This window comes from Paraburkholderia ginsengisoli NBRC 100965, assembly GCF_000739735.1.
Taxonomy (GTDB): Bacteria; Pseudomonadota; Gammaproteobacteria; order Burkholderiales; family Burkholderiaceae; genus Paraburkholderia; species Paraburkholderia ginsengisoli.
This window is the reverse complement of the sequence record NZ_BBJF01000005.1, coordinates 175304-202043: the sequence shown is the minus strand read 5'-3', so window position 1 is coordinate 202043 and position 26740 is coordinate 175304. Positions and strand designations below refer to the sequence as shown.

General features: G+C 64.6%; 25 protein-coding genes. 17 read left to right on the top strand and 8 right to left on the bottom strand.

Annotated features, from left to right (window positions below; translation table 11 throughout):
- The first annotated feature begins 113 nt into the window (after positions 1-113).
- Both BGI01S_RS10170 and BGI01S_RS10165 read left to right on the top strand, forming a co-directional pair.
- Positions 114-1754: an oleate hydratase gene (locus BGI01S_RS10170; protein WP_042324913.1), complete on the top strand. Its 1641-nt coding sequence runs from the start codon at positions 114-116 to the stop codon at positions 1752-1754.
- 6 nt (positions 1755-1760) lie between these two features.
- The gene (locus BGI01S_RS10165; protein WP_084585323.1) at positions 1761-3119 is read left to right on the top strand and encodes an NRAMP family divalent metal transporter; all 1359 of its coding nucleotides are present in this window, start codon (positions 1761-1763) and stop codon (positions 3117-3119) included.
- A 25-nt stretch (positions 3120-3144) separates the two neighbouring features.
- Here the strand turns inward: BGI01S_RS10165 and BGI01S_RS10160 are convergent, their stop codons facing one another.
- Positions 3145-3660, bottom strand: a complete 516-nt coding sequence (locus BGI01S_RS10160) for a flavodoxin family protein (protein WP_042324909.1) — start codon at positions 3658-3660, stop codon at positions 3145-3147.
- Positions 3661-3881: 221 nt separating this feature from the next.
- Here BGI01S_RS10160 and BGI01S_RS10155 point away from each other — a divergent pair, with 221 nt between their 5' ends.
- The 6 genes from BGI01S_RS10155 (at position 3882) to BGI01S_RS10130 (ending at position 8966) form a co-directional block, all read left to right on the top strand.
- On the top strand, positions 3882-4718 hold the full coding sequence (locus BGI01S_RS10155) for a universal stress protein (protein WP_042324907.1): 837 nt from the start codon (positions 3882-3884) through the stop codon (positions 4716-4718).
- A 36-nt stretch (positions 4719-4754) separates the two neighbouring features.
- Positions 4755-5264: a universal stress protein gene (locus BGI01S_RS10150; protein WP_042324905.1), complete on the top strand. Its 510-nt coding sequence runs from the start codon at positions 4755-4757 to the stop codon at positions 5262-5264.
- A 315-nt stretch (positions 5265-5579) separates the two neighbouring features.
- Positions 5580-6911, top strand: coding sequence for a PAS domain-containing sensor histidine kinase (locus BGI01S_RS10145; RefSeq protein ID WP_042324904.1), 1332 nt, complete (start codon positions 5580-5582; stop codon positions 6909-6911).
- Positions 6908-7558, top strand: a complete 651-nt coding sequence (locus BGI01S_RS10140) for a response regulator (RefSeq protein ID WP_042324903.1) — start codon at positions 6908-6910, stop codon at positions 7556-7558. The genes BGI01S_RS10145 and BGI01S_RS10140 overlap by 4 nt, the downstream gene beginning before the upstream one ends.
- 194 nt (positions 7559-7752) lie before the next feature.
- A complete protein-coding gene (locus BGI01S_RS10135; RefSeq protein ID WP_042324902.1) occupies positions 7753-8190 on the top strand; it encodes a response regulator in 438 nt (145 codons plus the stop codon).
- Entirely contained in the window at positions 8178-8966 is a 789-nt protein-coding gene (locus BGI01S_RS10130; RefSeq protein WP_042324901.1) for a helix-turn-helix domain-containing protein, read from the top strand. The genes BGI01S_RS10135 and BGI01S_RS10130 overlap by 13 nt, the downstream gene beginning before the upstream one ends.
- 77 nt (positions 8967-9043) lie before the next feature.
- On the opposite strand, the gene BGI01S_RS10125 is transcribed toward BGI01S_RS10130, so the two are convergent.
- Positions 9044-10030, bottom strand: a complete 987-nt coding sequence (locus tag BGI01S_RS10125; protein ID WP_042324900.1) for a zinc-dependent alcohol dehydrogenase family protein — start codon at positions 10028-10030, stop codon at positions 9044-9046.
- Between the two features lie 39 nt (positions 10031-10069).
- Positions 10070-10345 carry a DUF1488 family protein gene (locus BGI01S_RS10120; protein WP_042324899.1) on the bottom strand — a complete coding sequence of 92 codons (276 nt, stop codon included), beginning with the start codon at positions 10343-10345 and terminating at the stop codon, positions 10070-10072.
- Positions 10346-10757: 412 nt separating this feature from the next.
- On the opposite strand from BGI01S_RS10120, the gene BGI01S_RS10115 reads away from it, so the two are divergent.
- Both BGI01S_RS10115 and BGI01S_RS10110 read left to right on the top strand, forming a co-directional pair.
- On the top strand, positions 10758-11132 hold the full coding sequence (locus tag BGI01S_RS10115) for a DUF3564 domain-containing protein (RefSeq protein WP_042324898.1): 375 nt from the start codon (positions 10758-10760) through the stop codon (positions 11130-11132).
- Positions 11133-11168: 36 nt separating this feature from the next.
- Positions 11169-11615: a hypothetical protein gene (locus BGI01S_RS10110; protein ID WP_042324897.1), complete on the top strand. Its 447-nt coding sequence runs from the start codon at positions 11169-11171 to the stop codon at positions 11613-11615.
- 38 nt (positions 11616-11653) lie between these two features.
- Here the strand turns inward: BGI01S_RS10110 and BGI01S_RS10105 are convergent, their stop codons facing one another.
- The 4 genes from BGI01S_RS10105 to BGI01S_RS10090 all read right to left on the bottom strand — a co-directional run bounded on the left by BGI01S_RS10105 (position 11654) and on the right by BGI01S_RS10090 (position 17321).
- Positions 11654-13126, bottom strand: coding sequence for an MFS transporter (locus tag BGI01S_RS10105; protein ID WP_042324896.1), 1473 nt, complete (start codon positions 13124-13126; stop codon positions 11654-11656).
- Between the two features lie 182 nt (positions 13127-13308).
- Positions 13309-15279 carry an aconitase family protein gene (locus BGI01S_RS10100; RefSeq protein ID WP_042324895.1) on the bottom strand — a complete coding sequence of 657 codons (1971 nt, stop codon included), beginning with the start codon at positions 15277-15279 and terminating at the stop codon, positions 13309-13311.
- Between the two features lie 127 nt (positions 15280-15406).
- Positions 15407-16309, bottom strand: a complete 903-nt coding sequence (locus BGI01S_RS10095; RefSeq protein WP_042324894.1) for a LysR family transcriptional regulator — start codon at positions 16307-16309, stop codon at positions 15407-15409.
- 262 nt (positions 16310-16571) lie between these two features.
- Positions 16572-17321, bottom strand: a complete 750-nt coding sequence (locus tag BGI01S_RS10090; RefSeq protein WP_042324893.1) for a 2OG-Fe(II) oxygenase — start codon at positions 17319-17321, stop codon at positions 16572-16574.
- A 244-nt stretch (positions 17322-17565) separates the two neighbouring features.
- On the opposite strand from BGI01S_RS10090, the gene BGI01S_RS10085 reads away from it, so the two are divergent.
- From BGI01S_RS10085 to BGI01S_RS10050, 7 genes are all read left to right on the top strand, one after another.
- Positions 17566-18207 (top strand): DsbA family oxidoreductase, encoded by a 642-nt coding sequence (locus tag BGI01S_RS10085; RefSeq protein WP_042324892.1) that lies wholly within the window; start codon positions 17566-17568, stop codon positions 18205-18207.
- Between the two features lie 1080 nt (positions 18208-19287).
- On the top strand, positions 19288-19857 hold the full coding sequence (locus BGI01S_RS10075) for a BPSL1445 family SYLF domain-containing lipoprotein (RefSeq protein WP_042324891.1): 570 nt from the start codon (positions 19288-19290) through the stop codon (positions 19855-19857).
- Between the two features lie 259 nt (positions 19858-20116).
- The gene (locus BGI01S_RS10070; protein WP_042324890.1) at positions 20117-21220 is read left to right on the top strand and encodes an AI-2E family transporter; all 1104 of its coding nucleotides are present in this window, start codon (positions 20117-20119) and stop codon (positions 21218-21220) included.
- Between the two features lie 66 nt (positions 21221-21286).
- The gene (locus BGI01S_RS10065; RefSeq protein WP_042324888.1) at positions 21287-22792 is read left to right on the top strand and encodes an efflux transporter outer membrane subunit; all 1506 of its coding nucleotides are present in this window, start codon (positions 21287-21289) and stop codon (positions 22790-22792) included.
- Entirely contained in the window at positions 22789-23916 is a 1128-nt protein-coding gene (locus tag BGI01S_RS10060; RefSeq protein WP_042324886.1) for an HlyD family secretion protein, read from the top strand. Before BGI01S_RS10065 ends, BGI01S_RS10060 begins: the two co-directional genes overlap by 4 nt.
- Positions 23917-23935: 19 nt before the next feature.
- On the top strand, positions 23936-24946 hold the full coding sequence (locus BGI01S_RS10055; RefSeq protein ID WP_042324885.1) for a DUF2955 domain-containing protein: 1011 nt from the start codon (positions 23936-23938) through the stop codon (positions 24944-24946).
- Positions 24947-25022: 76 nt separating this feature from the next.
- Positions 25023-25421: a potassium channel family protein gene (locus BGI01S_RS10050; protein ID WP_042324883.1), complete on the top strand. Its 399-nt coding sequence runs from the start codon at positions 25023-25025 to the stop codon at positions 25419-25421.
- Positions 25422-25454: 33 nt separating this feature from the next.
- Here the strand turns inward: BGI01S_RS10050 and BGI01S_RS10045 are convergent, their stop codons facing one another.
- On the bottom strand, positions 25455-26549 hold the full coding sequence (locus BGI01S_RS10045) for a helix-turn-helix transcriptional regulator (protein WP_167335642.1): 1095 nt from the start codon (positions 26547-26549) through the stop codon (positions 25455-25457).
- Positions 26550-26740: the final 191 nt, after the last annotated feature.

The window sequence follows — 26740 nt, the reverse complement described above, 5'->3', positions numbered from 1 at the left end:
TGAACAGCGCCGACCCACACACCCTCCGTTGATCCAACTCAACGAGCGTCCCTGCTGCGCCGGTATGGTCCAGGCACTACCACGCACACAGCCATCACCCCGGGGGCCATGACATGAATCATTCAGCGCAGTTCGCCACGCAACCCATCGCGACCACCGCGGCCGCCGCCAGGGACGACGCTCTCATCTCCGGCCATGTCCATCTCATCGGCGGCGGCATCGCTTCGCTGGCGGCCGCCGCGTTTCTGATCCGCGACGCGGATGTGCCCGGCTGCAACATCACGATCTTCGAAGCGCTCGACAAACCCGGCGGCAGCCTCGACGGCGCCGGTTCGCCACGGGAAGGCTACGTGGTGCGCGGCGGCCGGATGCTGGAGAGCAAATACCCGTGCACCTACGATCTGTTCGACTCGATCCCGACGCAGGACGGCCGCAGCAGCGTCACGCAGGAGATCTTCGACTGGAACCGGACGATCCGCACTTCGTCGAAAGCGCGGCTCGTGCGCGATGGCCGGCGCGAAGACGCGCCACCGTATGAGCTTGCGGAAAAGCATCTGCTCACGCTCGGCCGTCTTTCGATCGAACCGGAAGCCCTGCTCGGCGACAGCCGGATTGGCGACCACTTCGAGCCGGACTTTTTCAGCACCAACTTCTGGATCATGTGGTGCACGACCTTCGCGTTTCAGCCGTGGCATAGCGCTGCCGAATTCAGGCGCTATCTGCTGCGTTTCGCGCACATGACGCCGGGCTTCAACCAGCTGCACGGCATCATGCGCACGGTCTACAACCAGTACGACTCGATGGTGCGGCCGCTGCGCAAATGGCTCGACGAACACGGCGTGCAGTTTCGGGCGAACACGCGGGTCGTGGATTTGCGGTACGACGAACACGGCGCACTGAATCGGGTGACGGGCATCGTCTGCGAACACGACGACCGTCGTGTCGAGATACCGGTCGGGCAGAGCGACAAAGTGATCGTCACGCTCGGTTCGATGACGGCGGGTTCGAGCCTCGGCGGCACGGATCGCGCCGCCGTGCCCAATCACGACGACAGCAGCGGCGCATGGGCGCTGTGGAAAACCATCGCGGCAGGGCGCGCCGAATTCGGCCATCCGTCGGTGTTCGCCGATCACGTCGACGAATCCCGCTGGCTCTCGTTCACCGCGACGCTGCACGACCCGACGCTGTTCCGCCTGATCCGCGATCTGACCGGCAACGTGCCGGGCGAAGGCGGCCTCATTACCTTCCCGCAATCGAACTGGCTTGCGTCGATCGTGCTGCCGCACCAACCGCATTTCATCGATCAACCGCGTGACGTCGAAGTGTTGTGGGGCTATGGGCTGTTCGTCGACCGGCCCGGCAATTTCGTCGGCAAACCGATGGCCGATTGCACGGGCCGCGAGATCATGACCGAACTGCTCGGCCATCTGCACATACACGACGAAGCGCCGCGCATTCTCGACGACGCGATCTGCATTCCGTGCCTGATGCCGTTCATCACCAGCCAGTTTCTGCGGCGCAAGCGCGGCGACCGGCCTCAGGTGGTGCCCGAAGGTTGGGCGAATCTCGCGTTCGTCGGCCAGTTTTGCGAGTTGGCCGACGACGTGGTGTTCACCGTCGAGTATTCGGTGCGCTCCGCGCAGACGGCGGTTTACGCGCTGCTGGGTCTCGACCGCTCCGCGCCGGCGGTGTACAAAGGTCAGCACGATCCGCGCGTGGTGTACCGCGCGGTCTCCACGTTGCACGACCGGTAGACGACCATGCCGTTTTTGCGCCGTACATCAGCGTCCTCGCAAGCGGAGGCGCAAACCGGGGCGCCCGCCGGCGCGCCGCGCAAAGGCTTTCGCGCGCTTCTCGCCCGCCTCAACGAACATCCGCTCGCGCGTGTCGGCCCCGGCCTCATCACCGGCGTCGCCGACGACGATCCGAGCGGCATCGCCACCTACTCGCAGGCCGGCGCACAGTTCGGGCTGAACATGCTCTGGACCATGCCGCTCGCGTTCCCGCTGATGTCTGCGATCCAGTCCATGTGCGCGAACCTGGGCCGCGTCACCGGCAAAGGGCTCGCCGCCAACATCAAGGCGACGTTCCCGCCGGTCGTGCTGTATGGCGTGGTGCTGCTGCTGTTGATCGCCAATACGCTGAACATCGCCGCCGACATCGCCGCGATGGGCGAAGTCGCGCAGCTGGTCAGCGGCATCGACCGGCATCTGCTGACGGTAGGCTTCGTGTTCGCCACGCTGCTGCTGCAGATCTTCGTGCCGTACCACCGCTACGTGTTTTTTCTGAAGTGGCTGACCGTTTCGCTGCTTGCGTACGCGGCGGTGCTGTTCGTCGTTCACGTGCCGTGGCGCGAAGTGGCATTGCGCACCTTCTGGCCGCACTTCACCGTGGATGCGAACGCGGCGGCGGTCGTCGTCGCGGTGTTCGGCACGACGATCAGTCCGTATCTGTTCTTCTGGCAGGCGTCGGAGGAAGTCGAAGACATGCATGCTCATGCGGACGGCGCGAACGGCGCGTCGCTCGTGAGCGACCCGCGCGCCGCGCGCACGGAACTGCGCCGTATCCGCTGGGACACCTGGAGCGGCATGCTCTACTCCGATATCACCGCCTACTTCATCATGCTGGCCACTGCCGTGACGTTGCACGTCGCGGGCGTGACCGACATCACCACCGCCGCTCAGGCGGCAAGCGCGCTGCGGCCGCTGGCCGGCAACTTCGCCTATCTGCTGTTCGCGCTCGGCATACTCGGTGTGGGGCTTATCGGGGTGCCGGTGCTGGCGGGGTCGGGCGCCTATGCGTTGGCCGAGACGCTCGGCTGGCGGGAAGGACTCGAACGCAAGCCGCGCGATGCGCGCGGCTTCTACGGGATTATCGCGGTGAGCGTGCTGGCCGCGCTGGCGATCCAGTTCTCGTCGATCAATCCGATGAAGGCGCTGTTCTGGAGCGCCGTCATCAACGGCGTGGTGGCCGTGCCGTTGATGGTGGTGATTCTGCTGCTCGTGTCGAAGCGCTCGGTGATGGGGGACTACACCGCGAGCCGGCCGCTCGTCGTGCTCGGCTCGATCGCGACGCTGGTGATGGGCGCGGCAGCGGTCCTGATGCTGCTGCCGGGGTGAGCCTGACAGTGAAAGGCGCGGTGGCTCAGCAGATCCATTCGAGCGCTTCATAGTCGGCGAGATGGCGTTTCAGGTCGCTGACGAAAAGCGCCAGCGACGCGGCCACCGCGCCGCGCTGCACTTCGCCGGCGCGCACCTCGCACTGCGCGACGGGCGCCCGGCCGGCGAGCGTGCGCATTTCGTCGAAGACAGCTTGGCTGCCAAGACCGCCGAAGCTGCAAAAGAACGCGACATGCCGGAACTTCGACCGGTTCTCGAACAGATACGTGCGCACCGGTGCGGACACCGCACCCGCCCACACGGGCGTCCCCACCACAACGAGGTCGTACTGCGCGGCATCCAGCCCCGCCGGGACGATCTCGGCGGGCCGCTTGCGCCATGAGTCGGCGAGACACCGCAGATACCCTGAAGCGCCGCTGCGCTCGGTCAGATCGCAGATTTCTTCGAGATCAGCGGACAGCATTCCGGCGAGCGTAGACGCGAGCACGCGCGTGGTGCCGGTGCGGGAAAAGAAAACGACGAGAACGCGAGAATCGGACATGGCTCGCTCCTTCAGAGGAAACGCACGGCCGCGCTCACGGCCGCTTGCATGTGGGGGAGCATAGGCGCGACGACGACCCCTGGCATGACCTAAGTCAACGACCGCATTCACACGCAGCGCAGCAACCCTCCGTTGATCTGCATCAACGGCGCCGTCGCGAACGTTCCTAGACTCAAGCTGATCCATCCGCGCGTCACCGCCCTTTCTCCGGAGCCACTGCCATGAGCTACAAGACCATCGTCGTTCATCTCGACACCAGCGAGCGTGCGCATCCGCGGCTCGAAATAGCGCTGCGCCTCGCCAAACAGTTCGGCGCGCATCTGACCGGCGCTTTCGCCGTGTTCTCCCCGGTCCCGCGCTCGCTCTACGTGATGGCGGGCACGGCGGCGTACTACGGCACGCACGAAGAGATTCGCGCGGAGCGGCGCGCGGCGCTCGAACGGCTCTTTCACGCCGAACTGCGGCGCGCCGACGTGGCGGGCGAATGGGTCGTCAGCGACGAGCCAGCCAGCCTCGCGCTACCACGCGCGGGCCGCTGCGCCGATCTGATCGTGGCCGGCCAGGACAACCCCGAGGATCCCGAATCGTATGTCGGCGACTTCTTCCCCGAGAGCCTCGTTCTGTCGAGCGGTCGACCGGTGCTGCTGGTGCCCCATGCGAGTAACGCGCGGTCGACCGGCGAGCGCGTGCTGGTCGCGTGGGACGGCAGCCGCGAAGCCACGCGCGCGGTACACGATGCGCTACCGTTCATGCGGAATGCGACGAGCACCACGATCCTCACCGTTAACGGCGAGCAACAGGGCGAGCGCGCCCGCATTCCGGGCGCGGATATCGCCACGGTGATCGCGCGGCATGGCGTGCAAGTGGAAATCGCCGACATCGAAACCGGACCGGGCGGATCGGTCGGCGAAGTGCTGCTCACGCAAGTGGCCGACAGCGGCGCCGATCTGCTGGTGATGGGCGCGTACGGCCACGCCCGCTGGCGCGAACTGGTGATGGGCGGCGCCACCCGCACGATTCTCCACTCGATGACCGTGCCCGTGCTGATGTCGCACTGATCACAGTCCGCCCTTTCCCGTTCAGGAGTGCTCGCCATGTACAAGCAGATTCTGGTGGCCGTCGACGGCAGCGAAACCTCGGCGCGCGCGCTGGCCGCCGCCATCAAGATGGCGCGCGATTCGGATGCGCGATTGCAGCCGCTCTTCGTCGTGGACGTGCCGTTGATGTCCTACGACGTACCCGGCTACGACCCGTCATACGTGCGCGACGCGCTCGCGGATGAAGGCCGGCAAGTACTCGCCGACGCAGCCGCGCTGATGGCAGTCGCCGGCGTCAAGGGAGCGCCCCGCATGCTCGAAACCGAACTGCTGGAAGGCGAAGACGTCGCACACGGCATCCAGCGCGCCGCTCAGGAACTCGACGCCGACCTGGTCGTAATGGGCACGCACGGCCGGCGGGGCGTGCGACGTCTGGTGCTCGGCAGCGTCGCCGAGCATTTTCTGCACATCGCCGCCTGCCCGGTGCTGCTGGTCTCCGCGCATTGCGCGGCACCGTCGGCGAATCCGGCACACGCTGCGGATGCACTCGTCAAGGACCCGTCATAAGCTGCAAAACCCTGCTGGCACCTCTCGACGACAGTGCGTATTGCGCTGCCCGGCTCGACTGCGCGCCGGCTGTCGCACCCGCCGCCCGGTCCCTCGGGGCTGGCGGCACTGGTACACAGCCTGCGTTTCACGCACAATGAGCGCAAACATCGTTTGTTCGGGGCGAACCGCCGCGGGGTCCGCCACCGCGTCAGGCAACACACCGCACCGAACCGCGATGCGTCACTACGCGCCGCCGTCGCATCTCACTTCGAGTCAATCGGGTTAATCGGGTAGCGCGCCCTGTCCTTGTCTGCTGTTTCCGAAGAGGCGCACATGGTTGTTCGCGACAAGTCGCCCACTCCGCCACCGCCCCACGAACGTGGGCGGCTGGCCTCGTATGCGGCGCGCCCCGGGCTCGCCGCCGCCGCGACGTTTTGCGTCGCGCTCGCCGCGATGATCGCGGCGCAACGCTGGTTCGATCCAACCTGGCTGCTTTGTCTCGCCGCCGCGCTCTTTCTGGCCGCGAGCGCCTACCTGCTGACGCGCGCGCGCCGCAATGGGTCGGCGCGCGGCATGGAGAATCAGTCAGCCGTCAACGAAGCGCGCATGATGGCGATCATCCGTTCGTCGATGGAGGCGATCATCACCATTGACGAACGTCAGCGCATCGTCATCTTCAATCCGATGGCGGAGCAGGTGTTCGGCTGTTCCGCGATGGAGGCGGTCGGCGGGCCGCTCGACCGCTTCATCCCCGAGCGGTTCCGCGCGGCGCACGCGCAACACGTCCAGCAATTCGGCGGCACCGGCGTGTCGGACCGGCAGATGGGCACGCAACGCGTGCTGTCCGGTTTGCGCGCCAACGGCGAGGAATTTCCGCTGGAAGCGTCCATTTCGCAGATCCGCGACGGCAACACGCGCCTTTACACCGTAATGCTGCGCGACATCACCGACCGCGTGAAAGCGGAGCGCGCACAACGGCAGGCGCGCGAGGAATTGCGCGAGCTTTCAGCCAACCTGCAAAATATTCGCGAGGACGAGAAGTCCCGCATTGCGCGCGAACTGCACGACGACCTCGGTCAGCAGCTCACGGCGCTGAAAATGGATATCGCGTCGGTCGAACAGGCGCTGATCGACTCGGCGGATGTGCCGCTGCGCGCCCAGTTGCAAGGCATGCGGCGGCTGATCGACGCAACGGTCGCGTCGGTGCGGCGCATCGCCGCCGATCTGCGGCCGGTCATGCTCGACGATCTTGGGCTGATCCCCGCGATCGAATGGCTGTCGAACGACTTCACGAACCGCTATGGGATCGACGTGGAGCGCGACATCGAGACGGGCGACGCGCGTTTCACCCAAGCCGGCGCGACCGCACTGTTTCGCATCGTTCAGGAAGCGCTGACCAACGTGGCGCGGCACGCCGACGCCACCCTGGTCATGCTCAGCCTGCGCGCCGAAAGCCCGAACTTCGTGCTGCGCATCGCCGACAACGGCCAGGGCGCGCATCGCTCCGGCGAAGCCGGTGGCAAATCGTTCGGCTTGCTCGGCATTCGCGAACGCGTGCATATGCTGGGCGGCGCGGTCGAAATTCAGACCGCTTACGGCAAGGGGTTCGCGTTGACCGTGACGATGCCGGCGCAGACCGTGCAATCGCAGGAAGTGCAAACATGACGCGCGTGCTGATCGCCGACGATCATGCGCTGGTGCGCGACGGCTTGCGCCACATCCTCAAGGGCGCGAGCGGCTTCGAAGTGGTCGGCGAAGCGAGCGACAGCGCCAGCACCGTCGCGCTGATTCGCGAGCGCGCCGCCGATGTGCTGGTGCTCGATCTGTCGATGCCCGGCCGCAATGGCGTCGAGTTGATCAGGCAGATCAAGGAAGAAAAGCCGGCGCTGCGCATCCTCGTGCTGACCATGCATGCCGAGCAGCAATATGCGGTGCGCGCCTTCAAGGCGGGCGCTTCCGGTTATCTGACCAAGGAGAGCGCGAGCGCCGAGCTGGTGTCGGCCGTGACCAAGGTTGCCGCTGGCGGCGTCTATGTCAGCCTCGCGATGGCCGAGCGCTTCGCACAGAGCCTGAACGAACCCGTCGATCAACTGCCGCATCAGCGTCTGTCCGACCGGGAGTTCGATGTTCTCAAGCGCATTGCCGCCGGGCAGACGATCACCGAAATCGCCACCGAGCTATGCGTGAGCAGCAAGACCATCAGCACGTACAAGACGCGTATTCTGGAGAAGATGCAGATGCCGCACGACGCTGCGCTGGTGCGTTATGCGATGCGCCACAAACTCATCGCCGACGACGAGGACGACATCTGAACGCATGGGTCGCGCCGGCTCGCTGCGCCGTCGCTTGACGACCGCCCGCGCGGCCCGCACTCCGCGGCCCCCAGGGATTGCACTGAGCCGCTTCACGCTGCTGTAGGCAACGCCCTACACCCCTTCTCACTCGCCTACTCGAAGTACATTCACCGCCGATTTTATTTTGAGATAACGCGGCCGATACTTTGAGCATGAACTCAAACCCCGAGCGCCCCGCGCTGCGTATTTTCCTGGTCGACGATGCCGTGCCGGTGCGCCGCCGTATGGCTGCGCTGTTCAGCGCGCTCGACGGCGTGGAAATCGTCGGCGAAGCCGAAGAGCCCGCTGCCGCATTCGCGGGCATCGACAGCGGCGCGGCCGATCTGGTGGTGATGGAATGGCATCTGAGCGGCGGCACCGGCATGGAGTTGGTGGCGCTGCTGGCTGAAAGAATGCCTCACGTCATTGTCATGGTGCTGACGAATCATTGCGGCGCCTGGTTTCGGCGCGCCTGCCTGAAACACGGTGCCCACTACTTTCTGGACAAGACCGGTGAATTCGATCTCGCGCGCAGCACGATCCAGCGGATCGCCGGCGAACATCGCACGCGCGCCCCTTCTTCAATCAGGAGCACATCATGTCTGACGTAGCCGCGTATCCGGTCACCTTGCCCGCGTTTGTCCCTGAACATGCGCCGCCCTTTCCGGGGCAACCGCCGGCAATCGCGCGAGCCCCGCGCAGCGACACACTGCGTTGCTCGACCTGCTCGATGCGCGCGATCTGCATGCCGCAAGGCCTCACGCCCGACGAGTTGAAGAGGATGGAAGCGCTGATTTGCCCGTCGCGCACCATCAGGCAGGGCGAAACGATCTACCGCGCCAACGATTCGTTCCAGAGCATCTACGCCGTGCGCGTCGGCTCGTTCAAGACTGTCGTGATGCACCGCGACGGCCGCGAACAGGTGACCGGCTTCCACCTCACCGGCGACTCGTTGGGTCTGGACGGCGTGAGCTCCGGCCACCATAGCTGCGACGCCGTCGCGCTCGAAGACAGCAAGGTCTGCATCATCCCGTTCCATCTGCTCGAAACGATGTGCCGCGAGGTCAAGGTCGTGCAACAACATCTGCACCGGATGATGGGCAGCGAGATCGTGCGCGAGTCGTCGCAGATGATGCTGCTCGGCACGATGTCGGCCGAACAGCGCGTAGCGACCTTCCTGCTGAATCTGTCCGACCGTCTGAGGCTGCGCGGTTATTCGCCGGCGGAATTTCATCTGCGCATGACGCGCGAGGAAATCGGCAGCTATCTGGGCATCAAGCTCGAAACGGTCAGCCGGATGCTCTCCAAATTCCAGCGCGACGGACTGGTCGACACACACGGCAAGGACATCCGGATTCTCGATCACGAAAGTCTTGTGCGGGTTTGACTCCGGCTATCCACCGCAGTGCGGTATGCGCCCGTATGCGTCGTGATCGTCGACGCGGATCGGAGAGCGCAATCGCGCTAACGGATGGCGAGCACCGCCGCCCCCGTCAACCTGCCGTCGCGCAGATCGCTCAGCGCCCGGTTGGCGTCCGTCAACGGATAAGTCGTCGTTTCGATCGCGAGGCTTGTTTCGGCTGCGATGCGCATGAACGCGAGCCCATCGTCGCGCGTCAGATTCGCAACCGACACCACGCGCCGCTCGCCCCACAGAAACGCGTACGGGAACGACGGAATGTCGCTCATGTGAACCCCGCCGCAGACCACCACGCCCCCTTTCGCCACCGCTCTCAATGCTTGCGGAACCAGCGCGCCGACCGGCGCGAAAAGCAAAGCCGCATCCAGTTCGTCGGGCGGCGCCTCGTCGCTGCTGCCCGCCCATGCCGCGCCCAGACGCAGCGCGAGTTGCTGGGCCGCGTGATCGCCACGCCGCGTGAACGCATACACCGTGCGCTGCTGATGACGCGCGATCTGCGCGACGATATGCGCCGCCGCGCCGAAGCCGTAGATGCCGATGCGCTGCGCGTCGCCCGCCATGCTGAGCGTGCGGTAACCGATGAGGCCCGCGCATAGCAGCGGCGCGGCCTCGATGTCCGAGTACTGCGCCGGTAAATGAAAGCAGTAGCGACTGTCGGCGACGGTGCGCTCGGCGTAACCGCCGTCGATCGTATAGCCTGTGAAGCCCGGTTCGTCGCAGAGATTTTCGCGCGATGACAGACAATAGCGGCAATGCCCGCACGTATGACCGACCCACGGCACCCCCACGCGATCGCCGATTGCGAAACCCGTCACGCCTTCGCCGAGTTCCACCACCGTGCCGACGATTTCGTGGCCCGGGATCACCGGCTGTTTCGGATGTTCGAGTTCGTGGTCGATCAGATGAAGGTCGGTGCGGCACACGCCGCACGCATGAATATCGATCAGGATCTGTCCGGCGCCGGGCGTTGGATCAGGCAGTTCCTGCACTCGCAGCGATGATGCGCTGCCGTCGAACACCATCGCACGCATAGGGTTCTCCTCGAACTTTGTCGACCGCTCCGCGCAACGTCACTCGCTAAACCGGAAGTAACCGCTATGCACGAGCACCGGTTTCGCGCCTATCTCGTGAAGCAGTTGCTTCGCTGCGTGTTCGATCGGATGCCGGTTCGAGTTGAATGCCGCAATCAGATCGTCTTCGCGCAGCGAAGCCGCGCCAAAGTGATCCTCGAGCGCCTCCGCGGTAATCGCGCACTGCACACGCACGCCGTCCACCTCGGCCGGAAAGGCGACGACGAAATCGCGCGCGCAATACTCCGGCAGCTCCTCAGGGAAATGAATCTTCATAACGCCACCTGGTTCATTGCGCAGGATGCGAGGCTGGGGCGGACGCGTTCGCGCTCCGCGCGTCGCGCGCCACGCTCCGGGGCGGGCCCCGCTTCTGTGCGACCCGCCTGTCATCAGCATAGGAGCTATCCGCGGCACGTCAAATTCAGGCCTCGCGTGTTGCTTGACCGAAGTCAAGGGCGCCTGAATGGCCGCCCCTACACTGAAGTGGTCCCCCTCGCACCGTCGGTCCGGAAGATCGCGGAGCGCTATCGCGACGTACCGAACGCGCAGTTCATGCTCGAATCCACGTCGCGCATGGGGGCGCGCCTAGCCTGGCGAAATGGGTTTTGAACCGGCGATCTACGTTAATTGATTCACGGCTTCCGCATCTGATTCGATTGAAGACGTCCCCATGTTCCGGAGATTTTTCATGCGCCTCACTGTCCACCTCGATACGTTCGATCGTATCCATCCGATGGCATTTGCAATCCTCTGGCTCGACAAGGACACGCGGCAATGGTCGCGCGAAGGACACCAGGGGCTGGAGCTGCCCGAATGGGGCGCGCTGCATATGGATTGCGGCAATACGCTCGTGTGCGGCCCGCACGATGCGGCGCCCGTCTGCGTGCTCGAGAACCTGGATCTGAACGATTGCGACGGACCGTTCGAAGGCGAAACGGGCCGCGCGCAGTGGTGCGGGGAACGCGGGCGGACCTTGATGAGCGGCCACTGGCACGTGCAGTGTGTCGATCACGAGCGGGCGCAGCCCGAACACAGCTTGTTTGCCACCCGCGACGAGGCGTGAAGCGCCGCCGTCATCGACACGTCAAGGCCTATGCTCATGGGACTCACCACTGATCTGGACGGCGTGCGCCACGCTTACGGCCTTTGTTTCGTGCGCGCGCCGTGGGCCTATTTCACCCGCTTGCCGCTCGACCAGCAATGGGGCGATGGCTGGGAGCGCGTGCCCTATGAGAAGGATGCCGGCCTGCCCTACGACGACGCCGCACAGCAGATCCTGACCGTCGCGTTCGACGGCCCGCTGCTGCCGCCCGACGCCGAGTATGACGGCTGCGAGCGCAGCGTCAACGAAATCAATCGCGGCGACGCGCCGTGGCTGCGCACGCAGGATTTCATCAGCAACGCGCCGGTCCGGATCGCGGCGGGCGTGTCGCTGGAGAGATTCGTGGAACTGGTCGAACTGGCTGGCGGCCACGTATTCGCGCCGCTCGGCTGGGGCTCGCTTCGGCTGGAGCCGACCAAACCCGCCGGGTCATCCAAGGGTTGACGCGCACGCGCCGGCCCGATGTTGCCGGACCGGCACGTTCAGATCTTCTCAAGCTCGAGCCCTTTCGTGCGCGGCCCCATCAGGCCGATCGCCAGCATCACGACCAGCATCGCGCCCGCGATGAATATAAACACGCCGGCCGTGCCGAAGTGCTTCAACACCGCCGCGATGAGAAACGCGGTGAAGATCGCGGAAAAGCGGCTCCACGAATAAACGAAGCCCACCGCGCGCGCACGGATGCTAGTCGGAAAGAGCTCGGTCTGATACGCATGGTAGCTGTACGAAATGATGTTGCCCGCGAGCGTCAGACACACGCCGAGGCTCACCAGCAGCACCGCGCCCGACGCCTGGCTGAACCAAAGTCCGCAGACGATGTTCACCCCCGCCATCACCACGATCACCGTCTTGCGCTCGAAGCGATCGCCGATGAACAGTCCGATGATCGGGCCGAGCGGCGCGGCCAGTGCGATCACGCTCGAATACATCAGGCTCGTCGTGATCGTGATGCCCTGCTTGATCAGCAGTGTCGGCACCCAATTCGCGAAGCCATAGAAGCCCACCGTCTGGAAGATATTGAAGAGTGTCATCATCACCGTGCGGCTGCGGTACGGCGGCACCCACATATCGCGGAAGCTGCCGCGCGGCGCGACCGGCACCGGCGGCGCGGGCGGCGGCAACTCGCGGCCATATTCGCTGCGCACTTTCGCTTCGAGCGCGCTCATCACGCGATCCGCTTCGACGAGCCGGCCTTGCTGCGCGAGCCAGCGCGGGCTTTCCGGCAACGCGCGGCGAATCCACCAGACGAACAGCGCGCCGTGCGCGCCGATCAGCACGACCCAGCGCCAGCCGTCGAGACCGAACAGCGTGCGCGGCACCAGCAGGAAGGACAGAAACGCGACCACCGGCACCGCCGTGAAGCCTACCGCCTGCTCGCACGCAAACGCGCGGCCGCGAATCTGTTTGGGCACCAGCTCGGAGATATAAGTGCCAATCGTCACCAGCTCGACGCCGATACCGACGCCCGCGACGAAGCGCCAGAAATTGAGCCCCGTGGCCGTTTCCTGGAAGGCCATCACCACGTTCGCAGCGGTGTACCAAAGCAGCGAATACGTGAACACGGCGCGCCGTCCGAAGCGATCCGCGAGAAAGCCGCACGCGATCGTGCCGATGAATAGTCCGCTGAACAGCGCGGCAATGAAACTCGCGACGCCGGTCGAGCCGAACAGCCCGTGCGTCGTCGCGGTCAGCAGGCCGCTTTTGACGAGGCCCGGCGCGACATAGCCGGAGTACAGCAGATCGTAGAGTTCGAAGAAGAAGCCGAGGCTCAGCAGCACCACCAGCTTCCAGATGGAACGCGTGGCGGGCAAGCGGTCGAGGCGCGCCGAAATGCTGCCGGCGTCGAGCGACGCGCTGTCGGTTGCGGTGTCAGCCGCAGTCTCGACCGTAGCGCCGGCATACGTCGCGCTGCCGCCGCTGCGCGCGACGGAGCCGGCGTGATCTGGGGATGCCATGTTGTTTGTCTCCATGCAAAGCTGTCGGGCGGAGCCGGCGCTTCAGCGCCGCCCCGACCCCATGCAAGCCAGTCGCCGCCGATAGCGGAACGACGCTCGCCGAAGCCGATCTGGTGCCGGCCTTTCGTACTCTCGCGCATTGCACGCACCACGATGCCGGCCCCCAGGGTCCGGCCAGCATTCTAGCCGCGTGCGCGCTTCAATTGTTCAAACGTGGTGATTTTTCCGGCCAACGCGCTCGCCGCCACCGTGTACGGACTTGCGAGCCACACGTCGCCCGGACCCGAGCGGCCCGGGAAATTGCGGTTGATCGCGCTGATCGTCACCTGCTTCGGGTCGGCCGATTGCCCCGGTCCGCAGTTCGCGCACGACCCGCAACCCGGCATCACGATCGTCACGCCCGCGCGTTCGAACACCGGCAGATAGCCCTGCGCCTCGCAATACTCGCGCACCGCCATGGTGCCGAATTGCAGATAAAGACGCGTGCCCTCCGGCACACGGATGCCCTGCTCGACGCCCCAACGCAGCACCTCGTGATAGAAATCGAAATCTTCACGCTTGCCCGCTGTACACGAGCCGCCGTACGCGATATCGATCGCGACGTCCTGCTCCAGTTGCGGCGCCGGCACGCCGTTGCCGGGGTCGCCGGGGCGCGCGAGCATCGGTTCGATGGCGCTGGCGTCAATGCGGATCGTGTCGCGATAGACCGCGCCCGCGTCGCTTTTCATCCAGCTTTCCAACGCGAAATCGACGCCGCGCCGCTCCTTCAGAAACGCCACCGTGCGTTCGTCCGGCTCGACGATGCCGGTGAAGCCGCCCAGTTCGGCGACCATGTTGGTCAAGGTCGCGCGTTCGTCGATCGACATCGCGCGCACCGCCGCGCCGCCGTATTCGAACACGAGGCCAATCGCGCCGCCTGAGCGGATTGCGTCCATCCGCAACAGATGCAGCACGACGTCCTTCGCGGTCACGCCGTCGCGCAAGCTCCCGTCGACTTCGATGCGCAGCGTCTCCGGCACCTTGCAACGCACGTAGCCCGTCACCCAGCTATTGGCGATTTCCGTCGCGCCCGCGCCGAACGCGAGGCAGCCGAGCGCGCCCGAATGCGGCGTGTGCGAATCGGTGCCGCACGCCACCTGGCCCGGCAACGCGTACTGCTCGGCCATCAACGCATGACAGATGCCTTCGGAGCCCGCCACGCCGTCGAGCGCGCCGTGCGAGCGCACCGGGTAGTCGCGCGAGAACGACGTGTGGCCTTCCATCAGATTGGCGACTCCCGGCAACAGACCGTCGCGCACGTGCGGAATGCTTTGCGGCGCCAGCACCAGATGATCCTGGAACGCGATGATGTGATCGGGCGCATGCAGCGGCGCGGGCTTGCCGAACGCGCGGTGCATCAGGTGCGCGCACATGCCGGTGAAGTAGTCGTGGCTGAAGCGCCAGTCGGCGGAAATAAACACGCCGTCGCCGCGCTGTGCGCCGGCAATGCCCGGATGCAGATGACGGTCGATGATTTTCTCGACCAGCGTCTTCGGTTCGGCGGGCGGCGCGCTTGCCGCGTTATTTGCCGCATCGCTCGCTGCATCGCGCACGCGCGGCGCGGGCCACTCCGCGAACTTGCTGTACGCGAGCAGCCCGCCGCTGCGAATGATCTGCTGCGTGAGCGCGTCACGGCCTTTGAGGAACTCGTCGATCGGCACCGCTTCACCCGCGCTCAAACGATCGAGCACGGCAAAGTCGGTAGTCGTGAGAATGCCGATGTTGTCGCAATTCTGCTGATAGATCCGCTCGAAGCTCTCCGCGACGATCAGCCGGATGCCCGCCGACAGTTCCGCCAACGGGCTCGATTCGCGCGACGAGCCCTTGCCGTAACGCTTGCCCGCCACCGTGACCTGAAAGCCGCCGTTCTTCACCGCGTTGCGGCCGATCGGCATCCGCTCGCCCGCCTTGAAGCCGACGTACGGATACTGGCCAAGGCGTTCGTCGTAAGTGAGCATCACGGTGACCGGCGTGATCTCGTCGGTGGACACGTTTTCGCGCAGCGGGCCCGCCGTCGCGCGCGTGAAATTCTCACCCGCGAGTTGCGCGTCGATCACCGCGGGGTCCTGGGACAGGTACAGCACGCGGCCGTCCAGACGAAACGTATCGCTCATGAATGCATTCTCCTTGCGCTCACTATACGGCGCGCAACGCCGATGCCGAAGTGCCGGTCCGGCAATGCAGCCGTCTCGTTTGGCGAAGGCTGGGGTGGGCTGGGGTGGGCTGTGCTGCGCGGCCCCGCTACGGCTGATTGCCGAGAAACCCCACCAAAGCCGCCGCGCTCGCACTCAACTGCTCGCGCGTCCTGAAGATCATGACGAGGCTGCGCGCGGCCCACGCATCGCTCAGAGACAGCAGGCGCACGTCGAGCGCATTCACGTAGAGCAGCCCGACCTGTTCGGGAACGATCGCGATGCCGAGCCCCGCGTGCACCATCCGGCACAGCGCGTCGAGACTGCTCACCCGAATCCTCACGTCGAGTTCCCGCCCCGCGCTCGCCGCCTGTTGCGTGACGAGCCGTGTCAGCGCGCTCTCGCTGCGCAGGCCGACGAAGCGATCGTCGAGCAGAGCGTCGAACGACACGCGCGACGCGCCGGCGAGCCGATGGCCTTCGGGCACCAGCACCGCCAGCCGGTCTTGCCGGTACGGCACCTGCTCGAAGGCCTCGCTGCCCGCGACCGGGTTGCAGATGCCGAAGTCCGCGCCATGCTCGTCGACGATCCGCAGCACGTCCGCGCTGTTCTCCTCTTCCAGCTCGATCGACACATCCGGAAACGCGCGCCCGAATGCGGCCACATCTTCCGGCAGGAACTGCACGATCGACGAAAGATTCGCGACCACCCGCACGCGCCCTTTCGCGCCCGACGAGAAACGCGACAACTCCGCGCTCATCTGTTCGATGTTGCCGATGATCGCCAGCGCATAGCGCAACACGGTCTCGCCGACCGGCGTCACGGTGATGCCGCGCGACTGGCGCTGGATCACCGGCAGGCCGATGACCGCCTCGATCTCGGCGATGCGCCGGCTCACCGCCGACGAAGCGATGAACTCGCGCTCGGCCGCGCGTGCGATGTTGCGCTCCTGGCATACAGCGACGAACAGGCGCAGCGAAGTGAGGTCGAGTTTCTTGAGGAGGTTTTCCATGGTGTCGTGCGGCGGTCGGTCCTGCGCTCGTGATGCGAGTGGCTTTAATACACCGAAGACGGCGGCGCTCGCCGGTGCAGCGCTTTTCATGCGGGTGGGCGAACGCCGACGATTCCCGGATTGTAGCGAGTGCGGGCGGCTGTTCGCTCGCGATAGCCTTGTTGCACGCCGAGGCGGCGGTCTTGCCACGCCCTCGTTCCACGCTCTGAGCGAGCGAGCCCCCGTTATCGATCCGCACCGTTCAAGCGTCGCGACGCTCGACTCACAACGCGTCGTGAAAAATCACCCCCACCGTATGCCGACGCCCCGAGCGCAAACGGCTGACACCATGACGCAGCGTGACGCGATAGGGCCCGCGCGTCCCCTGAACCGGCCGGCTGTTCACCGTGAACACCACCGCATCGCCTTGCGCGAGCGGCACCACTTCCGCGCGAGACTGCATACGCGGACGCTGCTCCGTCATCACGAATTCGCCGCCGGTAAAGTCCCGCCCCGGTTCCGACAGCAGGATCGCGACCTGCAGCGGAAAGACATGCTCGCCATAGAGATCCTGATGCAGACAGTTGTAGTCGCCCTCGCCGTATTGGAGGATCAATGGCGTCGGGCGGACCTGGCCCGCGTCATGGCAACGGCGGATGAAGTCCGCGTGCTGCGCCGGATAGCGCACGTCGATGTTCATCGCCTGATTCCAGCGGTTTGCCACCGGCGCGAGATGCGGGTACATCGTGGCGCGCAACGCGCCGATCGGCTCAGGCAACGGATAGTCGAAGTACTTATATTCACCGCGACCGAAACCGTGGCGCGCCATGACGACCCGGCTTCGATAGAGATCGTCGCGCGGATAGAGGGCGGCCAGCGCGTCGCATTCGGGCGCCGTGACGAGTCCGGGAATCACCGCGCATCCGTACAGATCGAGATCCTGTTCGATTCCTCGCCAGTCGAGCGCGTCGATCCGTTGCGCGATCGTTTGCGGGGAGGCGATGACGGGCGCTTCTGCTTTACTTGAGTTCATGGTCGATTCGCGGCGGTGCTCATGGCCGGTTCAATGAATTGGAATGGGTTCGATCGGGCCAGTGTACGGGCACGCTGCAAAGAAAACACTCCGGGTCTTGCGGTCCAATCCGGCAGCGCTCGCGCATCAGCGCGGTGCTCTACGCGCGGTCCTGCAAGAGTCGGCAAATCACGCTACGCTGTCTGCCTCTGTCGCGCGCGCCATACGCGCCGCGCGACGCGTCATCCATCCAGCAAGGACCGCAATGAAACAAGCGCTCACCATCGATTTTGTCTCCGATATCGCCTGCCCGTGGTGCGCGGTCGGCCTCTCCTCGCTTCAGCTGGCACTGGCGCGTTTCGCCGATACCGTCGACGCGCAGATAGCCGTGCATCCGTTCGAGCTCAACCCGCAGATGGGACCGGACGGCGAAGCCATTGTCGATTATCTCGGCAAGAAGTATGGACGCACACCGGCGCAGATCGCCGAAACGCAAGCGATGATTCGCGAGCGTGGCGCAAGCGTCGGCTTCGAATTCGGTCCGCGTACGCGGGTCTATAACACCTTCGACGCGCACCGCCTGCTGCATTGGGCGGGCATCGAAGGCAAGCAGTTGCCGCTCAAGCTGGCACTGCTGCGGGCCTATCATGCCGACGGCAAGGACCCGAGCAATCACGACGTGCTGGTCGAAGCGGCGCACTCCGTGGGACTCGACGCGACCGCAGCACGTAACGTGCTGACAAGCGGCGCGTATGGCGATGAAGTTCGCGCGGAAGAACAGAATAACCAGGAGATGGGCATCCAGTCGGTGCCGGCCATCATCTTCAACCGTCGATACCTGGTGAGCGGCGGGCAGCCGGTCGAGCAGTTCGTGAAGGTGATCGAGCAGGTGCTGGCTGAAGCGTAGGTTAAGAACGCGGTCTGAACACGCGCGATGAGCTGCGTCGTCCCGTTCGGTTCCAATAAGACAGCTTGGGCTCGGCGCAAGGAGGATGGCTAATGGGAAGCGTGATCAAATTTATCGGTTCCAGCGCAAAGTCCGCAGCGCTCGCGTTGGCTTTCGTTGCTGTGGCCTCGGCCTCGGCCAGTCACGCGGCGAGTGCGGTCGACGCTCACGCGCATTTCGCGTGGCCCGCATCGCTCGCGCCCTTCGGCAACGGCTACCCCAACGCGGGAGACGCATGTCGCCGGCTCGGCGAGTCGCCCGCAACGGCCGGCTATCTCGACCATATGGCGATACTCGTCGGTTGTCCGGGCGGCGCCGATAGCGCCAGTGTGCGTGCGATGCTTCGCGATCATCGCGGGCACGTGGTCGGCGCAACGGACGGCGTCACGCTGATTTCGGTTCCGACGGAGGGCGCGAGAGGAAGCGCCGCGCCCGGTGATCAAAGCGATCACACCAGAACGACAACCGGTTGTCATGGGACCGGGCCACGCACGGACGGTCATTAGCATTTTTCGAATCACCGTTGACGTTACCGGCAGCGCTCATCCTAACGCTCGACATGGGTCGATCGCCTCCGGAGCGCCCATTCCGCAATGGATGACGAACACGAGGCAACCGGCAACGATCGGGCCGCCCGACCTGTTGTCACCCATAACAACTTCCAACAAAAGCCCTGGTTGCCACGCACGCCGGCTCGATTGAAGAGACGGGTGGCGTCGGGTTCCAGTGGATTGCCGCCACTCCGCGCGACATACGACCAAGGTCCAATACCTGCCGGCGTGCCTCACGCCTATGCTTAACCCGATGTATTTTTGTTCGGCGGTCGCTATGGCGATGTCGACATGCCTGTTGCGGACTATGGTTGATTCATGCCGGTTCGACATTCCCTGCATGTTTGGCCTACCTGGTCCGATCGCGCTGGCCTGAAGGCTTCCCATCACGACATCGACTCGTCCTCCCGCTTCGAAGCGGGAAATCCAGATCAAGCATTTCCAGATGCGCGGAATCCCTATCCGCTGCACGTCAGCCGAGGAGAGTCTCATGGAGCGTCGCGCCTTCTTATCGCTAACGGCCATCGCACTGGCCGCCTCGCTGGCCGGTTGCAACACGACTTCGACGCCGACGGAGGCCGCAAACAAGCGGCAGGAAATTGATGCCGGCGTCGATGGCGCGCTCAAGAAACTGTTCAGCACGACACCGGGCGCGCAGGCGGTGGCAGACAAGGCCAAGGCTATTCTCGTCTTTCCATCGGTAATCGCGGCAGGCCTCGTCGTCGGCGGCGAATATGGCGAAGGTGCACTCCGCAAGGGAGGCACATCCATCGGTTATTACAAGACCAGTACCGCCTCGTTCGGCTTGCAGATTGGCGCTCAGTCCAAAGCGGTGTTCCTGATGTTCATGACCGATGCCGCGCTCCAGAAATTCCAGACGAGCGACAAAGGCTGGACAGCCGGGGTGGATGGCTCGGTTGCGGTGGCGAAGACCGGCGCCAACGGTGTGCTCGACACGGCAACGACAGGGGCGCCGATCGTCGGTTTCGTGCTGACCAACTCAGGCCTGATGGCCAATCTCAGCTTCGAAGGCACGAAGGTCAGCAGGCTCGATATCTGATGCCAGTACGTACGATCGCGAGGCGTCGTTCCAGTCGGAATAGGACGGCGATGACGGATGTCGTCGCCGTGAAGGCATAGGCGAAGCGGTCACGCTGAAAGGCCTGCCAGGCCATACGGCGGGCAAGTAGCCGGTCGATATCCGACTACTTCAGGAGGTCGACCGACGCGGCGCCGCGTTCCGTTCCGACTGCCATGGTGATGGACGTGGCCTCGACTGTCGCCGTCAGATCCTCGATATGACCCGCGGGAGACACGTCATGCCACTCACACCGATTACCGAACGGGTTTTGTCCAGAGAACTGCTCGATGTTCTGATTCGCGCGGGACTGGTCGCCGTTCTGGCGATCTTCTGCTTCAGGATCTTCGCCCCGTTCCTGAATCTCATGGTATGGGCGTTGATCCTCGCCATTACGCTGTATCCGCTGCAGGTCAGACTTCGGCTTGTACTCGCCGACAAGGATGGCTTGACCGCCACGCTGATCATCCTCGTCGCGTTTGCCATCATCCTCGTGCCGACGTATCTGCTGGGCGTGGCGGTGGCCCATTCGATCGAGCATGGAATGGCTATTTTCAAAAGCGGCAGCTTCCGCATTCCACCGCCGGACGCCTCCGTGTCCGGCTGGCCGATCATCGGCCAGCGTGTCTACGATTTCTGGCAACAGGCCTCGATCGACCTCACAGGCGTTGCGCAGAAGTTCGCCCCCCAACTCAAGGAGGCCGGTCTCGCGGTGCTCGGAACCGTCACCGGGCTGGGTGCGGGGCTGCTGGTATTCTTCGTTGCCCTGATCGTTGCCGGGATATTGATGGCGCACGGTGAGAAAGGCCACCGCAGTGCGGTGCAGATTGCCTCGCGCATCTCCGGTCCCGAGAACGGCCCGCAGATCACCGAACTTTGCACGGCGACGATTCGCGCGGTCGCTCAAGGCGTGGTCGGGATCGCGTTCATCCAGATGCTGCTCATCGGCATCGCATTCGTCATCATGGGTATTCCCGGCGCGGGTCTGCTCGCGCTCGCGGTGCTGCTGGTCGGCATCATGCAATTGCCCGCCACGCTGATCACGGTTCCCGTGATTGTCTTCGTGATCGTCACGCAAGGCGTGAGCACCATGACGATCATCTTCTCGGTCTACGTGTTCGTCGCGGGACTTGCGGATAACGTGCTCAAGCCATTGCTGCTTGGCCGGGGTGTTGCCGTCCCGATGCCGGTGGTGCTGATCGGCGCGCTCGGGGGCATGGTGACAGGCGGCGTCATCGGCCTGTTCATCGGACCTGTCATGCTCGCGGTGGGTTATCAGCTGTTCTGGCGATGGGTGAAAGACCAGGGCAAACCGGCGCGGTTAAAACAGGAGCACCACGCCTGATGCGTCCGGAGGCTATCCGTGTTCCCCGCGGCAGTTCACGCACGCCTGCACTGGCCGCTTCTCGCCATGGGCTGCCTGAGCGCGTGCATGCGTGTTGGACCGGATTTTCATCCGCAGCACGAGAACTGGACGGAGCACTGGAGCAGCACGTCGATCGAGCAGGTCACGCAGCAGGCCAGCCAGCCCGACATCCGGCAATGGTGGCGGATATTCGCGGACCAGAACCTCGAGAGTCTGATCGCCCAGGCCGATGCGAACAACGGCGACGTAAAGATCGCGGGTCTGCGCGTGCTCGAAGCGCGCGCTCAACTGGGCATTGCGATCGCGGGCCGCTATCCGCAGGTACAACAGGCCAATGCCGAAGCCCTGTACTCGACGCGCAATCAACCGGATGGACTCGGTCCGCGCTCGGGCGGCTACTGGCAGTACGGAGCGGGCTTCAGTGTCGGTTGGGAGCTGGATTTCTGGGGGCGCTTCGCCCGCGCAATCGAATCCGCGAACGCCGCGTTTTTCGCGGCGCAAGCCAATCGCGACGACGCGTTGGTCCTGCTGCACGCGCAGGTCGCCAATACGTATTTCACGCTGCGCACGGCCGAGGCGCGCCTGCGTATTGCACACGATAACGCCCAGTTGCAGAAGCGCAGCTACGAGATTGCGCAGAAGCTATTCAAAAGCGGTGAGACCGATGAACTCGATCTGCAGCAGGCAAAGACGCAATATCTCGGCACGCTGAGCAGCATCCCCGAATTCGAAAGTCAGATCGTGCTCGCGCATCATGCGCTATCCGTGCTGCTTGGGCGACCGCCTGGCCCGTTGCCGGAACTGACCGTGCAGCCGGGCAAAGAGGAAGTGGTGCCCTTCGTGAATCGCGCCATTCTGCAGGACGTCCCGGCAGATCTCCTGCTGCGCCGCCCGGATGTGCGCGCGGCCGAACTGCAGATGGCCGCGCAGTCCGCGCTCATCGGCGTGGCGGAGGCCGACTTTTACCCGTCCGTGTCGTTGCTCGGCTCCCTTGTCTGGAGCGCCAGTTCGCTCTCCGGCGCTCAAAGCACGCTGGCTCTCGTCGGCGGCCCGAGCGTCACATGGAACCTGTTCGATCACGGCAAGATAATCAACAACGTGCGCGTGCAGGATGCCCGGCTGCAGCAGCTGACCGTCGCGTACCAGAACACCGTGCGCGAAGCGGCCCGCGAGGCCGACGACGCCGCGACCGCACTCATCGTCGCGTGGCAGCGGGACACGATCCTGAACGACGCGCAAGCGGCCGCGCAGCGTTCGCTGAAGCTCGCCAATACGATCTACCGGGAAGGCTACTCGGACTTCCAGCGCGTTCTCGACGCACAGCGCGCACTGTTCGCGCAGCAGGATGCCTACATCGTCAATCGCGGCAATGCGGTCGGCAGTCTGATTGCGCTTTATAAGGCGCTCGGCGGCGGCTGGTACTCGGAACAGCCGCTCATCGATCCCGCGACGTGCGAGCAGATGCGGCAGCGCACCGACTGGGGCGACCTGCTGAACGAGTCGAATGCTCAATCCACCGCCGCCAGTCCGTCAAAAGGTTCGTCCCGATGAGCGACAAGACCGAGCCCGCCGCCGGCAATCCGTCGAACCCGCCGACGCCCGCCGCCGACCCGTCGGGCAAAGCGGTGAAGTGGGTCGTCGGCGTGATCGTCGTGAGTCTGATCTGGTATCTGCTCGCCGATCGCTTCACCCCCTATACGCAACAGGCGCGCGTTCAGGCGTACGTCGTGTCCGTGGCTGCGGAAGCATCGGGGCGAGTGACCCGCGTGCTCGTGCATAACAACCAGGAAGTCAAAGCGGGCGACCTGCTTTTCGAGGTCGATAACGGGCAATACCGGATCGCCGTCGATCGCGCGCGGGCCGACCTCGAATCGACGCGCCGGCAGATCGGCGCGAGCACGGCAGGGATCGATGCGGCGCTCGCCTCGCTGCGCGCGGCCGTCGCGAACGAAGTCAAGGCACGCCAGGACAGCGAGCGCCTCGACAGGCTGTATCGCGACGACGAAGGCACCGTCTCGCTGCGGCGCCTCGAAGTGGCGCGAGCGACCCACGAGCAGGCCCAAAGCCAGGTGGCCGCAGCGCGTGCCGAAGTGCAGCGGGCTCGCGAGCAGCAAGGCGGCACGGAGGCGGAAAACGCGCAGTTGCGCAGTGCCGGCGCCGCGCTGGAAAAGGCCGAACTCGATCTGGCGAATACCCGGATCAAGGCGCGCTCAGGCGGTGTCATCACGGATCTGCGCACGGAGGTCGGCCAGTTCGCGGCGGTGGGCAATCCGGTCATGACGCTGATTGCAATCCGCGACGTGTGGGTCAGTGCGGATATGACGGAAAACAACCTGGGACATCTGCGCCCCGGCACGCGCGTGGCGATTGCGCTGGACGCGCTGCCGGGCGAGGTGTTCGAAGGACGGCTTCGCAGCATCGGCTACGGCGTGAGCGTCGGACAGAGCGCGCCGCCCGGCGGTTTGCCGACGGTACAGAACAGCCGCGACTGGCTGCGTCCCGCGCAACGCTTTCCGGTGATCGTCGAGTTCGAACCGGATGAGAGGACACGCCTTCGCAACGTTCGCGTTGGTGGGCAGGCAGAAGTGATGGCGTTTCCAGATCCGGGCAATCCGCTCAATCCGTTCGGCCGCGTGTTTTTCCGCGTGATGAGCTGGGCCTCCTATCTTTACTGAACGGCTAACCATTGCATCCATGGAACCCAGGCTTCAGCTTCTCGGTCGACGTACGCTGCGCGTTGCCACAGGGACGGCGCTGTGTCTGACGATCAGCTTCGCACTGGATCTGTCGGTCCCGGTCATCGCGCCGGTGTTCGCCGTCTTCCTGCTCGCGACGCAAAACCGGCCACTATCATTCAAGGCTGGCGTCGCGTTCGCGCTGATCGTCGCTTTGACGACGGGCAGCGGCCTGCTCCTCGTTCCGTTGCTTCGCCACTACGCGTTCGCTGGCGTGATGCTGGTCGGCCTGATGCTTTTCCTCGCGTTTCGCTACGGTTTGCGCGGCGGGAACAATCTGGTCTCGACCTTTCTGGTGGCTGGCCTGACGATGGTTTCCGCCGCCGGAACCACTGACTTCCCGCTGGCCGTGACGGTAGTCGGCGCGCTGGTGAAAGGCCTCGTGCTCGCCGTGCTGGTGGCGGCACTAACCCACGCGCTGTTTCCGGAGCCCGTGAGCGCGGGGCCGCAGCCTGCGGCTCAGGGCATGCCCGACGGGCAGGCCGTCCGTATCGCGCTACGCGCCGCGCTCGTGGTCATGCCTGCGTATCTGCTCGCCATTGCCGATCCGGCGAGCTACATGCCGATCATCATGAAGTCCGTCAGTCTCGGGCGACAAAGCTGCACCACGACGGCTCGCAACGCAGCGCGCGATCTGATCGGTTCCACACTGCTCGGCGGCTTGCTGGCGATCGTGTTCTGGTTTGCACTGAGGCTCTTCGCTGACCTGTGGATGTTCTTCCTGTGGATGCTGCTGTTCGGCCTGCTGGTGGGACGCAAGCTCTATCGCATCAGCCCGACGCGTTATTCGGCGAGCTTCTGGCTGAACAGCCTGGTAACCATGATCATTCTGCTGGGCCAATCAGTGCAGGACAGCGCAGCGGGCAAAGACGTGTACACCGCGTTCGCGGTTCGTATGGGACTCTTCGTGGCCGTCACGCTCTACGCGTGTCTGATGTTGCTGATTTTCGAGCAGCGTCGCCCCGCGTGATGACGCCACTCGCGCGTGCGTCTGTCCAACGTACACATCGACGTCCCCGAGAGCACCATCCAGGAGGTATCTTGCAATGGGAAATGGGACAGGCGAAGTAGTCGTTCGCGTGAGAGCGCGCGACATCTTGCGGGAATCAGGCAGAACGCTTTGGTACCTGCGCGCGATCCTTGCCGGCCTTCTGTTGCTGTTCGTGCTGCTGACGCTCGCCATGTATTACATGGGGGCTCCCGTGGAGACGGTGAAGCGAACGGCTTCACCGCTGGGTGAAACCCTGTATTTTTGCGCGATCACGGCGTTGACCATCGGGTACGGCGACGTCGTCCCTACATCGGCGTTCGGCCGGATCGACGCAATATTGCTTGGGCTGGTCGGCATGGTGTTCACGGGGCTGATCGTTGCGGCCGCCGTACGGGGCGTGCAGGAAGCGGCGCACCAGGCCAGCGTTCAGGATCAGTCTGGCCGCGGTGGCTGATGCGCGGCATCTCAAACTCCGCCAAAGCGCCGATCAAGCCCCGCACCCGCTCCCTTGCTGAATCCGCGCCCATTGCCTGAACGCCACCGGCGGCGTCGCGTGCCGGCTGCGAAAGAAGCGCGTGAATGCGCTTTGCGACGAGAAACCGAGTTGCTCGCTGATCTGCGCGACGCTAAAACGTGTGTCGGCCAGCAACCGGCAAGCCTCCTTGAACTTGACCCGCGCTTCCAGTTCGCTGAAATGCAAACCCTCGGCCTGCAACTGGCGGCGCAACGTCCAGCGCGACGTATTCAGTCGTTCACAAATCTGCGCCAGCAAGGACGATGACGTCGGCGCTTCTCCGCTTTCATCCGCGATGATGTCTCTGACCAGCTCCGCGATATGCGTGGAAAACAAACCGCTTTGCTGAACGCGCTGCAATTCCTTTTGCGTCTGTTGCAGAAGAAACGGCGCTAGCACCGCGTTGTATTTCGTAAACGGCCGGTCCAGCGCTGCCGCCGGGAACTGCATCTGGTTCGCGGACGCGCAATAGCGCACCGCCGCGCCGAAAAAATCGCCGGGCACGTGAGCGCGGCGTGGCTCATCGCAAGTCAACGCGACACGAAATACCGTGGGTTGCGCGACATCGTACGCGCGGATCAGCGTCGCCAGCACCTGGAAATTCGCGAGTGCCTGAAAGCAGTTTTCGGGCGAGAACTCCGCGATGTACTCGAACTGCACCGACTCGGGCGTCTCCTGGCAGAAAAGAAAATCGAACTCGCCAATGAGCGGACGAAAAGTGATGAACGCATCGATCGCCTCGCGCAGCGTACGCGCGTTCAGGCATAGATTGCCGAGCACGGGGAAATCCGGAAACAGCGCGCAACGCTCATCCAGAAGCGGCTCGATATCCGGACCGATCGACGTCATCAACGCCACGAGCCGACGATGCCGCGCGCCTTCTATCCGGCCGTTCGCATCGATCAGATCCTGCGCCTCGATGCCGGTACGCGCGCTGAAAATTTCCGGCGACATGCCCGCGCACCCGGCGGCATGCATCGCGGCAACGGCGATGCGGTTCGAAACGGTACGGCGCCGGGCGACGCGCGGCGTCGCGTGGTCGAGCGTGGATTCCGGGAGTGCGGGCATCTCGCGATCATGCCCACACCGCGCGTGCGAATCCATCAGGAATTGCCATTACATTTCGCCTTCTTCGACTTGCGTTCAGCTTCGTTACGCATCCTGCTCCGCAAAGACAAATGCTGCACCGCACAGTCAAACCAGTAGGAGACGGTAAGGATAAGGTAATACGCAGCCCGTCGAATGGGCTGCCAGAACTC

Coding starts and splice junctions, on each gene's coding strand:
- BGI01S_RS10170 (WP_042324913.1), top strand. CDS start 114: ATGAATCATTCAGCGCAGTTCGCCACGCAACCCATCGCGACCACCGCG.
- BGI01S_RS10165 (WP_084585323.1), top strand. CDS start 1,761: ATGCCGTTTTTGCGCCGTACATCAGCGTCCTCGCAAGCGGAGGCGCAA.
- BGI01S_RS10160 (WP_042324909.1), bottom strand. CDS start 3,660: ATGTCCGATTCTCGCGTTCTCGTCGTTTTCTTTTCCCGCACCGGCACC.
- BGI01S_RS10155 (WP_042324907.1), top strand. CDS start 3,882: ATGAGCTACAAGACCATCGTCGTTCATCTCGACACCAGCGAGCGTGCG.
- BGI01S_RS10150 (WP_042324905.1), top strand. CDS start 4,755: ATGTACAAGCAGATTCTGGTGGCCGTCGACGGCAGCGAAACCTCGGCG.
- BGI01S_RS10145 (WP_042324904.1), top strand. CDS start 5,580: ATGGTTGTTCGCGACAAGTCGCCCACTCCGCCACCGCCCCACGAACGT.
- BGI01S_RS10140 (WP_042324903.1), top strand. CDS start 6,908: ATGACGCGCGTGCTGATCGCCGACGATCATGCGCTGGTGCGCGACGGC.
- BGI01S_RS10135 (WP_042324902.1), top strand. CDS start 7,753: ATGAACTCAAACCCCGAGCGCCCCGCGCTGCGTATTTTCCTGGTCGAC.
- BGI01S_RS10130 (WP_042324901.1), top strand. CDS start 8,178: ATGTCTGACGTAGCCGCGTATCCGGTCACCTTGCCCGCGTTTGTCCCT.
- BGI01S_RS10125 (WP_042324900.1), bottom strand. CDS start 10,030: ATGCGTGCGATGGTGTTCGACGGCAGCGCATCATCGCTGCGAGTGCAG.
- BGI01S_RS10120 (WP_042324899.1), bottom strand. CDS start 10,345: ATGAAGATTCATTTCCCTGAGGAGCTGCCGGAGTATTGCGCGCGCGAT.
- BGI01S_RS10115 (WP_042324898.1), top strand. CDS start 10,758: ATGCGCCTCACTGTCCACCTCGATACGTTCGATCGTATCCATCCGATG.
- BGI01S_RS10110 (WP_042324897.1), top strand. CDS start 11,169: ATGGGACTCACCACTGATCTGGACGGCGTGCGCCACGCTTACGGCCTT.
- BGI01S_RS10105 (WP_042324896.1), bottom strand. CDS start 13,126: ATGGCATCCCCAGATCACGCCGGCTCCGTCGCGCGCAGCGGCGGCAGC.
- BGI01S_RS10100 (WP_042324895.1), bottom strand. CDS start 15,279: ATGAGCGATACGTTTCGTCTGGACGGCCGCGTGCTGTACCTGTCCCAG.
- BGI01S_RS10095 (WP_042324894.1), bottom strand. CDS start 16,309: ATGGAAAACCTCCTCAAGAAACTCGACCTCACTTCGCTGCGCCTGTTC.
- BGI01S_RS10090 (WP_042324893.1), bottom strand. CDS start 17,321: ATGAACTCAAGTAAAGCAGAAGCGCCCGTCATCGCCTCCCCGCAAACG.
- BGI01S_RS10085 (WP_042324892.1), top strand. CDS start 17,566: ATGAAACAAGCGCTCACCATCGATTTTGTCTCCGATATCGCCTGCCCG.
- BGI01S_RS10075 (WP_042324891.1), top strand. CDS start 19,288: ATGGAGCGTCGCGCCTTCTTATCGCTAACGGCCATCGCACTGGCCGCC.
- BGI01S_RS10070 (WP_042324890.1), top strand. CDS start 20,117: ATGCCACTCACACCGATTACCGAACGGGTTTTGTCCAGAGAACTGCTC.
- BGI01S_RS10065 (WP_042324888.1), top strand. CDS start 21,287: ATGGGCTGCCTGAGCGCGTGCATGCGTGTTGGACCGGATTTTCATCCG.
- BGI01S_RS10060 (WP_042324886.1), top strand. CDS start 22,789: ATGAGCGACAAGACCGAGCCCGCCGCCGGCAATCCGTCGAACCCGCCG.
- BGI01S_RS10055 (WP_042324885.1), top strand. CDS start 23,936: ATGGAACCCAGGCTTCAGCTTCTCGGTCGACGTACGCTGCGCGTTGCC.
- BGI01S_RS10050 (WP_042324883.1), top strand. CDS start 25,023: ATGGGAAATGGGACAGGCGAAGTAGTCGTTCGCGTGAGAGCGCGCGAC.
- BGI01S_RS10045 (WP_167335642.1), bottom strand. CDS start 26,549: ATGCCCGCACTCCCGGAATCCACGCTCGACCACGCGACGCCGCGCGTC.